Raw genomic sequence first — 2,732 nt, forward strand, 5'->3', positions numbered from 1 at the left:
ATCGGTTGCATGGTAGACGTCCGCCAACGCCTGACGATCACCCTCCACGCTATCCGTAGTCTGACTTGCTGGACCTTGCTCTTCATTACTGTTACTGGAGTTTCCGCAAATCGCCTCATTCTGGTTATCATACCTGAATTTTTTCACATTATTCAGACCATTAATATCGTTTATCAGGTCTTTCAAATCCTCCGCGCAAAATCGATTGTTGGAAAAATTTACCTCAAAAAAGGGATCCCGGCCATTCATCACAGCCTCCGCAATTGAGGGGTCGATCGGGCCGGAAAAATTATTGTCCTGAAACCACAGCCGGGATAATTTATTATTATCCGTATGCAAGGCCGGAAGCGGGCCCGAAAAATCATTGCTTGTCACCCGGATATACCGAAGCTGATGCATCATGGACAGGTCAGAGGGAAGCTGGCCTTCAAAATTGTTCCAGCCTAGTCCAAGATTTTTCAGTTTCTTTGCTTTTATAATAGAGGCCGGCACCGTTCCGGTCAGATTATTTCCATCCACCGTAAACATAATCAGGTTATTTTGGCCAAAATCCGCCAGTTTCCCCTCCAGGTCGTTCCAGGATAAAGTGATTATATTGATGTTTGGATTTGTCCCATCATATAATGCCGGTGGAATCTTACCTTTAAGTTCAGCCCGTACTGCTGAAAATAATCTCAGGTTAGTCAGTAAACTCAGATCCGGAATGGTTCCTCCCAATTTATTATCATCAATTCTAAAATAACGTAAATTCACCAACTCTTTTGCTGTTTCAGGGACTCCCCCATTCAACTTATTGTGACTTAATCCCAGAACTTCCAATTGTTTAAGGTTTTGTAACGAGTTGGGCAAACCAGACAAATTATTAAAACTCAAATGAAGCCCGACAAGCTGCGTCAAATTCCCAATCTCTTTGGGTATGTCTTCAGTCAATCCCTTGGTATCGATATTTTTGCCAATGAGTTCAAACTGCTGCAAACTCGTTAATTTTCCGATGGCTGCAGGGATTCCCCCGGTAAAGTTGTTGCTCCTGTCCTGTGTTCCTGAACCGTTTTCCTTCCCGGGGTGATGATCCACTTCCGCTTTTGGATCATGCCTCCGCCCGTTTAATAACAGGTCAACAAGATTGGTCATATTGCCAATCGAGGAGGGAATCTCACCGGTAAGTTTATTTTGCTTCACGTTGAAATAGGTCACCTTAGAAAGATTGCCTATTGATGAAGGAATGGCGCCCCGGAGATTATTTCCACCAATCTTTCCTTTTTGCCCAAAACCGGTGCCATTGAGTTTCACCTTTACCACCCGGCCATTTCTATCAACCTCAATACCATGCCAGCTATTGGACGGATCCCCATTCAGCCAACCAGAATTATTATCCCAGCCATCTCCGCCAGTGGCATGATACAAATCCACCAGTGCCTGGCGGTCACCCTTCACGCTATTCAAGTTCTGCCCCATTACCACGCTTCCACACATCACAATCCCCAGGATTGCAAGTACAGTACCTGCCACTAACTTACTCATCATTATATCTATGGATTTCTATTTAAATAGTTATGTATTCCGGTTTAACCTTCGCAAAACCAAAAGCATTAATTGTAATAATTTTTATCAAATAAGAGTACACCTATCCTTAAAAAAAACTAATGTTCCGAAGTTTTTTATATTTTTTTTCTGAATTTCGGACAAAATAATTTTCTGAGCAGAAGGGCATTATTTGGTATTTAAAGTAGGTGAGAAAGTGAATGGATCTTTAGGTATTCATGTAGAGCTCTACAACGAAACGAGCATGATGCAGATCAACCAGGAGAAGAATGGCTTCAAGCATTTCACTCTACTAACTTTCGTTAATAAAGGAAATGAGGGACAATCCAGTGCTTATGGGGACTTTGACTAATAAAGCTTTCTAATCCTGAGTTAGAATTTTTATTAACCACCTCAGTTCGATTTATAATCTATTACACTTATTCAGTATAAAGTCTCCCCTAACAAGAGGAGATTTCCCCGTAAGGGATGCCCGCGGCAAGAGGGATGTCCATCGGTTTTTTCATAGATCTGATGAACATCCCTTGAATTCCCCTTTTTTAGAGGCTGTGAGAAAATTCGATAACAAATTTCAACTCAGTTAAACTTTTAAGGCAAAATGATTTATTCCGAAGCCCCCCTCTCTGTCAAGTCCCGTCAGGGCGCGATAGAGAGGGGGCGGGGGTGAGTCAGGAGGGCTCGTAGTGTTGAAGGTGACAGAATCTTAATTTATTTAGGTACGGTTTCTTTGGAAAACAATTTCCTCACAGCCTCTTTAAGGGGAACTTTTTAAACCATTGTTTAAGAAACGAACTCAGGTTAACCAGTAATCAATCAAAATAAGGGCTTATTACTCCCGCGAGAGGTTCAATTTAATTCTTCGCATATATCGTAAAACTATTGACAAAGCTACATTCCTTTTCGTTATTTTCCGTTATCGTACGAACCGCCCGATGGCGATACCAGCAAATCCGTTAACATTAAGGTTGTATCCGTCCACCATCACGTCTATCGTCTCACCCGCCTGGCCGGCCGCCCTGACATGCAGCACATAGTAGTCCGCTCCTGTATCGCTCCACTCAAACGTCGGCGTCACCGATACGTCCACGCCTTGGCGAGCCGGAGCGTATAGCTCTGGAGCTCCCACAGATGTATTGTCGCTGCCACTGTCTTCACCGCCTTCATCCTCACACACCGGATCCTGCTGACCA

Annotated in this window: 3 protein-coding genes; 1 reads left to right on the forward strand and 2 read right to left on the reverse strand. The window is 43.4% G+C overall.

The window, feature by feature from the left end; all coding sequences use genetic code 11:
* Positions 1-1,524, reverse strand: a 1,524-nt coding sequence (locus tag AABW11_RS19895) for a hypothetical protein (protein WP_445263813.1), incomplete at its 3' end; no start/stop codon positions are given.
* Between the two features lie 190 nt (positions 1,525-1,714).
* On the opposite strand from AABW11_RS19895, the gene AABW11_RS19900 reads away from it, so the two are divergent.
* Complete coding sequence (locus AABW11_RS19900) at positions 1,715-1,894, forward strand: hypothetical protein (protein ID WP_340107082.1); 180 nt, start codon at positions 1,715-1,717, stop codon at positions 1,892-1,894.
* A 561-nt stretch (positions 1,895-2,455) separates the two neighbouring features.
* Here the strand turns inward: AABW11_RS19900 and AABW11_RS19905 are convergent.
* Positions 2,456-2,732, reverse strand: a 277-nt coding sequence (locus tag AABW11_RS19905; RefSeq protein WP_340107083.1) for a hypothetical protein, incomplete at its 5' end; no start/stop codon positions are given.

The sequence above is a fragment of the Rhodohalobacter sp. 8-1 genome (genome assembly GCF_038150125.1).
Lineage (GTDB): Bacteria > Bacteroidota > Rhodothermia > Balneolales > Balneolaceae > SW132.